This is a genomic window from Pedococcus sp. (assembly GCF_036554925.1).
In the GTDB taxonomy this organism is placed as follows: domain Bacteria; phylum Actinomycetota; class Actinomycetes; order Actinomycetales; family Dermatophilaceae; genus Pedococcus_A.
Genome location: NZ_DATBMI010000204.1, coordinates 1 through 6,001, shown reverse-complemented (window position 1 = coordinate 6,001; position 6,001 = coordinate 1). Strand labels below are relative to the sequence as shown.

General features: G+C 76.1%; 7 protein-coding genes and 1 pseudogene. 7 read left to right on the top strand and 1 reads right to left on the bottom strand.

Annotated elements, in window-relative coordinates:
• Positions 1-844: pseudogene (locus VIB11_RS15700) on the bottom strand (hypothetical protein); the annotation flags it as partial.
• Between the two features lie 112 nt (positions 845-956).
• Here VIB11_RS15700 and VIB11_RS15695 point away from each other — a divergent pair.
• The 7 genes from VIB11_RS15695 to VIB11_RS15665 form a co-directional block, all read left to right on the top strand.
• Positions 957-1,613 carry a glycosyltransferase family 2 protein gene (locus VIB11_RS15695; protein WP_332032412.1) on the top strand — a complete coding sequence of 219 codons (657 nt, stop codon included), beginning with the start codon at positions 957-959 and terminating at the stop codon, positions 1,611-1,613.
• Entirely contained in the window at positions 1,610-2,341 is a 732-nt protein-coding gene (locus VIB11_RS15690) for a TIGR04282 family arsenosugar biosynthesis glycosyltransferase (RefSeq protein ID WP_332032410.1), read from the top strand. The genes VIB11_RS15695 and VIB11_RS15690 overlap by 4 nt, the downstream gene beginning before the upstream one ends.
• Complete coding sequence (locus tag VIB11_RS15685) at positions 2,338-3,024, top strand: methyltransferase domain-containing protein (protein ID WP_332032408.1); 687 nt, start codon at positions 2,338-2,340, stop codon at positions 3,022-3,024. The genes VIB11_RS15690 and VIB11_RS15685 overlap by 4 nt, the downstream gene beginning before the upstream one ends.
• Positions 3,012-4,211, top strand: coding sequence for a molybdopterin-dependent oxidoreductase (locus VIB11_RS15680; RefSeq protein WP_332032406.1), 1,200 nt, complete (start codon positions 3,012-3,014; stop codon positions 4,209-4,211). The genes VIB11_RS15685 and VIB11_RS15680 overlap by 13 nt, the downstream gene beginning before the upstream one ends.
• Positions 4,208-4,642 carry a hypothetical protein gene (locus tag VIB11_RS15675; protein WP_332032405.1) on the top strand — a complete coding sequence of 145 codons (435 nt, stop codon included), beginning with the start codon at positions 4,208-4,210 and terminating at the stop codon, positions 4,640-4,642. The genes VIB11_RS15680 and VIB11_RS15675 overlap by 4 nt, the downstream gene beginning before the upstream one ends.
• Complete coding sequence (locus VIB11_RS15670) at positions 4,635-5,312, top strand: response regulator transcription factor (protein ID WP_332032403.1); 678 nt, start codon at positions 4,635-4,637, stop codon at positions 5,310-5,312. The genes VIB11_RS15675 and VIB11_RS15670 overlap by 8 nt, the downstream gene beginning before the upstream one ends.
• A partial coding sequence (locus tag VIB11_RS15665; RefSeq protein ID WP_332032401.1) for a histidine kinase dimerization/phospho-acceptor domain-containing protein occupies positions 5,309-6,001 on the top strand: 693 nt, incomplete at its 3' end. The genes VIB11_RS15670 and VIB11_RS15665, both read left to right, overlap by 4 nt.

The following is a 6,001-nucleotide window of genomic DNA, read 5'->3' as shown; positions in this document are numbered from 1 at the left end:
GGCCGTAGGACAGGAAGACACAGGCCGCCAGCAGCAGACCCGACAGGGCGGCCCAGCCGACCTGCCCGTGGAGGGCGCGGGCGGTCACAGCCAGGGCCAGGCCAGCGGCGGCCCAGGCGGCGACTGCGGCGAAGGCTGCGTCGGCGGAGACGCCCTGCCACAACGCCGCGGGGCCCATCACGAGGAACGGCAGGGCAGTTCGCGCCACCCTCTCGTCACCCACGGCGCGCAGGGCCACAGCGACGGCCAGGGGGGTCGTGGCCGCCACGCCCACAACCCACAGACCCGCCTCGAGCCCCGTGCCGAGCCCCAGCCGGGCCAGCCCCACGAAGAGGAGGAGTGCGCCGGGCGGGTGACCGGCGACGTGGACCGCCCAGTGGTCCGGGTGGTCGAACGGGATGCGGTCGACGAAGCCACGCAGGGCCGCGGGCACGTCCCCGACCGACCGGGCCGTCGGGAGGTACTCCCTGCCCTGGTCGAGCGGCCCGGCCACCCCCGCCACTCCGTCGACGAGCGCCAGGGACAGCAGCCACCCGACTCCGACCAGCCAGGCCGCGGCAAGCAGAGCCGGCCAGGCCAGGCGGTCCGCCGCCCGGTGCAGGACCGGGGTGCAGGCCAGTGCGGCCAGCAGGGCGGCGGGCAGCGTGCCGGGGCCCAGCCGCGGCCGCCAGTCGGCGAGCAGGGGTGGCGCGGTGCCGGCCTTGACGTCGACGCCGAGCACGGCCGGGAGGGCCGCGGCGAGCAGGACGAGCAGGACTGCGCCGGCGACACCCCAGGCCGCCCGGCGTCTCGGGCCGGGTCCACCGGTCGCGTGCGCTGGGCGGTCCGCCAGCGTGCTCGTCATGCGTCGAGGCTGGCACGGTGCACCGGTCGCGGTGACGGTGGCGGCACGGGCTTCACACTCTCGTAAGGGTTGCGGCCACCGCGCCTGGCGTCCGGTGCCTAGCGTCGTGGGCATGACCTCCTGCGACCTGGTCCTCCCGTGCCGAGACGAGGCGGCGGCGCTGCGCGGGCTTCTCGTCAGGGTCCCGGCCTCCCTCTCCGTGATCGTCGTCGACAACGGCTCGACCGACGGGACCGCGGAGGTGGCGCGCGGGCTCGGCGCCCGGGTCGTCACCGAGCCGGTGCCGGGGTACGGCGCCGCCGTGCACGCCGGCGTCGCCGCGTCCGCGGCCGACCTCGTCGCAGTCATGGACGGCGACGGGTCGCTCGACCCCGTCGATGTGCTGCCTCTCGTCGCGTGCGTCGCCAGGGGCGGGGCCACCCTGGCAGTGGGTCGACGCAGGCCGGTCGCCGCGGCGGGGTGGCCCTGGCACGCCCGGCTCGGGAACGCGATGGCGCTGCGTCAGCTCCGGCGGCGAACGGGACTGCGGCTCAGCGACATCGGCCCAGTGCGGGTGTGTCCACGCGCGGACCTGCTGCGTCTCGGTGTCACCGACCGGCGCTCCGGCTACCCCGTGGAGCTGCTGCTGCGGGCCGCGCAGGCAGGGTGGGAGGTCGCCGAGCTCGACGTCGCCTACCACCCCCGCGCGGCGGGCACGCGGTCGAAGGTGTCGGGCTCGGTGCCGGGGACGCTGCGCGCGGCGCTCGACTTCGCCAGGGTGCTGTCGTGAGCGCCGCGGTGGTGGTGCTCGCCAAGGCCCCGGTCCCGGGGGTCGCCAAGACGCGGCTGGGCAGGACCGTCGGCGACGCTGCTGCCGCGGACCTCGCAGCCGCCGCCCTCCTGGACACCCTGGACGCGTGCTGCGCGGTCTTCCCTCCCGGCAGACGGGTGGTGGCCCTGGCGGGAGAGCTCGGTCCTGCCTGTCGTTCGCGGCAGCTCCGCGCGGCGCTGGCGGGGTGGCAGGTGACCGGGCAGCAGCCGGGCAGCCTGGGGGAGCGCATCCTCGGCGCGCTCAGGGAGACCCACGGGCTGACGGGTGGCCCGGTCGTCCTCCTCGGCATGGACACCCCACACCTGGAGCCTCGGGTCCTCACCGACGTGGTGGCCACGGTGATGACCACCGGGAGGCCGGTGCTGGGCCCCGCCCTCGACGGTGGCTGGTGGGTGCTCGCCACGGCGGATCCCGCGCAGGCCAAGGGGATCGCCGCGGTCGCGATGTCGCGGGCAGACACCTTCGCCGCCACCTGGCACGCCGTGTGCCGCGCGGCTGGCCCGCCGGCAACGGCACCGGTGATGCGGGACGTCGACACCGCGGACGACGCCGCGTGGGTTGCGTCGGAGGCCCCGAGGACCCGCTTCGCGCGGGCCTGGGCGGGTCACGGACACCAGCCCTTCGGCGAACCGCCCCAGGTGGCGACCGAGCCCGTGGCGTCGGCGCAGACGGTGGGCGTCCCATGAGGGGGTCGCCCACCTCGACGGCGTCGTCTGCACCGACGGCGTCGCCCGCGGAGGTCTACGCGGCGGCGCTGGGCGGCGCACCCTGCACCATCAGCGTGGACGGCCGGGTCCGACGCGTTCCCGTGCCCCGGTGGACCGGCGCGGTGACGGCGTCGGACCGCTTCCTGCTCGCGCACTGCGAGGGGCCGACCATCGACCTGGGGTGTGGCCCCGGGCGGCTGACCGCCGAGCTCGCCAGGCGTGGGGTGGACACCCTTGGCGTGGACGTCTCGGCCGAGGCCGTGGCGGCGGCCTGGGCGCGTGGTGCGCCCGCAGTGCGCGCCGACCTGTTCGGTGCCCTGCCTCACGAGGGGCGTTGGGGGACAGCGCTGCTCGCCGACGGGAACGTCGGCATCGGCGGGGACCCGGCGCGGCTGCTCGCCCGGGTTCGCGACCTGGTGGCTCCGGGCGGGAGGGTGGTCCTGGACTGCGCACCACCGGGCACCGGACTGACCGTCCGCGTCCTCCACCTGCGCGCCGGAGGTCTCGTCTCGGCGCCCTTCCCGTGGGCCGAGGTGGGGCCGGAGGCACTGACCCGCGTGGCGGTCGAGGCGGGCCTCCATCCGGGCGGCGTCAGCGGGTGGCGGCGCCGCTGGGTGGCGGTGCTGCACCGGCCTGCAGGGGGGACGCGATGGCGTACCTGAGCGGTCGCGGCCTGACGACGCGTCTCGAGCGCGCCGTCGACCGGGCGGTTCCGCGCGAGCAGGCGTTCACGAGCCGGTTGCGCGGGCCGGAGGTGGCCTCGCGGGTGGGGGCCTGGCTCGGGGGCTGCTTCGTGCTCGCCCTCCTGACCGGTGTCTACAGCCATGTCGCGCAACAGTCCTCGCCGGTCCTCCCACTTCCGGGACGCCCCGTCTCGCTCTACCGCCTCAGCCAGGGCCTGCACGTCGCGGTGGGCACTGCCGCGGTGCCGTTGCTGCTGGTGAAGATGTGGGCGGTCTACCCCAGGCTGTTCGCACGTCCGCCGCGCCCGCGCCGGGACGTGGCCCTGCACGCGCTCGAGCGGGCCTCGATCGCCGTGCTCGTCATGAGCGCGATCTTCCAGCTCGCCACCGGGCTGGCCAACGCGGCCCAGTGGTACCCGTGGGGGTTCGGCTTCCGGGGCACCCACTACGCGGTCGGTTGGGTCGCCGTGGGGGCGCTGCTCGTTCACGTCGCCGTGAAGCTGCCCGCCGTCCGCGATGCCTTCGCCGGCGGGCTGACCGAGGAGGAGGCTCCGCCGCCGGGCGGGCCCGCGGCGCTGACCCGACGGTCGCTCCTGCGGGTGACGTGGGTGGCGGCGGGCGCCACGGTGCTGGCGACCGCAGCCGCCGGGGTGCCGGGGCTGCGCCGCGTGTCCGTGCTGGCCGTGCGGACCGGGGACGGCCCCGGCGGCGTGCCCGTCAACAGGTCGGCGGCGGCTGCAGGCGTCACGGGGCTGGCCTCTGACCCGGACTACGCCCTGACCGTGACGGGTCCCGGCGGGACGGTCCGGCTGGGACGCACCGAGCTCGAGGCCCTGCCGCAGCACAGCGCCGACCTTCCCATCGCGTGCGTCGAGGGCTGGAGTGCCTCCGGGACCTGGACCGGCGTGCGGGTGCGGGATCTCGTCGCCCTCGTGGCCGCTCCGCCCGGGGCCGCCGTGCTCGTGCGGTCGCTGCAGCCGCGCGGGGCCTACCGTGAGAGCCGGCTGCCGGGGAGTGTGGCCAGGGACCCGCTGACCCTGCTCGCACTGGGCCTGGGCGGGAAGCCGCTCAGCCTCGACCACGGCTACCCCTGCCGGGTCATCGCCCCGAACCGCCCGGGCGTGCTGCAGACCAAGTGGGTCTCGCACCTCGAGGTCGAGGCGTGAGGACCTCCCGCGCGATGCCGGCCACCCGCGCGGCCCTCGGCCTCGCGGGTCTCGCCGCCGCGGCATACGGCGGTCTCTCCCTGGTGCGACTCGGCGCCGACAACTTCGTGGCCGCGCTGCCCTGGCTGGTCGGCGGCGTGCTCGTCCACGACGCCTTGCTCGCCCCGGCCGTCGTCCTGGCAGGCGTCGTCGCCGCCGCGCGACTTCCCGACTGGGCCCGGGGGGCTGCGGCCGGGGCCCTCGTCGTGCTGGGCCCCCTCACCCTCGCCGCCCTGCCCGCGCTCGGCCGTTTCGGGGCCCGGCCCGACAACCCCACCCTGCTCGACCGCCCGTATGCCGCAGGGTGGGCGACCGTTGCCGCACTAGTGTTGGCGGTGGCGGGTGCCGCGGCCCTGACGGCCCGCCGACGCGGAGGAGCACACCGTGGCTGACGTCCTCGTGGTGGACGACGACCGGACCGTGAGGGAGGTCGTGGTGTCGTACCTGCGCGCGGGCGGCCACGAGGTGACCGAGGCGGGCGACGGCGAGAGCGCCCTCACCGCGATGCAGCGCCGGCGGGCGGACCTCGTCGTCCTCGACCTGATGCTGCCGGGCCTCGGCGGCCTCGAGGTCTGCCGTCGTCTGCGGGAGACCACCGACGTGCCCATCATCATGCTCACCGCGTTGGGGGCCGAGACGGACCGTGTCGTGGGGCTGCGGCTCGGGGCCGACGACTACGTCACGAAGCCGTTCAGCCCGCGCGAGCTGGCGCTGCGGGTCGACTCGGTCCTGCGGCGGGTCGGCCAGCGCGCCAGCCGGGGCGCGACCGCCGTCGACGGTGACCTCGTGGTCGACCCGGCGCAGCACCTCGCGACCCTGGCGGGCGAGCCCCTCGCGCTCACGACGCGCGAGTTCGACCTGCTGCAGTTCCTCCTGGCCAACCCGCGCGTGGCGTGGTCCCGGGAGCAGCTCCTGCGCGAGGTGTGGGGGTGGTCCTTCGGCGACCAGTCGACCGTGACCGTCCACGTCCGGCGCCTGCGCGAGAAGGTCGAGACGGACCCGACGCACCCCACGCGCCTGGTCACCGTCTGGGGTGTCGGCTACCGGTGGGAGCCTCGGTGACCCGCGACCAGGTGGAGGTCGTCCTCATCGCCGCCGGGTGGTCGCTGGCCGTCGGCGCCGTCTGCGCGGTGCTGAGCTGGCGGCTGCAGCGTGCGTCGATCCGCTGGTCGGCCGGGCTCATCGCCGCCGTTGCCGTCGGAGGCATCCTCGCCGGGGTGGTCGGAACGGCCCAGGCGATGTTCCTGTCCTTCCACGACCTGCAGGTGGTCCTCCTCGTGTGTGCCGTCTCGGGCCTGGTGTCATTGGGCTTCGCCCTGTGGCTGTCGCGGCGCCTGGTCGCGTCCGTCCAGACCCTGCGCGACAGTGCCCACCGCCTCGGCAGCGGCGAGCGGGTCGAGGCGACCGCCGGGGGGCCGCGGGAGTTCCGCGCGGTCAGCGACGAGCTGGCACGCAGCGGCAGCCAGCTGCGCGACGCGCGGGAGCGGGAGCAGCGGATGGAGCAGTCGCGGCGGGAGCTGGTCGCGTGGGTCTCGCACGACCTCCGCACCCCGCTCGCCGGGCTGCGGGCGATGGCCGAGGCCCTCGAGGACGGCATCGCCGAGGACCCGGCCCGCTACCACCGGCAGATGCTCGGCGAGGTGGACCGCATGGTGCTCATGGTCGACGACCTCTTCGAGCTGTCCCGCATCCATGCCGGGACGCTCAGCCTCTCTCTGCAGACCCTGCCCCTCGGCGACGTGGTGAGTGAG

Coding starts and splice junctions, on each gene's coding strand:
- VIB11_RS15695 (WP_332032412.1), top strand. CDS start 957: ATGACCTCCTGCGACCTGGTCCTCCCGTGCCGAGACGAGGCGGCGGCG.
- VIB11_RS15685 (WP_332032408.1), top strand. CDS start 2,338: ATGAGGGGGTCGCCCACCTCGACGGCGTCGTCTGCACCGACGGCGTCG.
- VIB11_RS15680 (WP_332032406.1), top strand. CDS start 3,012: ATGGCGTACCTGAGCGGTCGCGGCCTGACGACGCGTCTCGAGCGCGCC.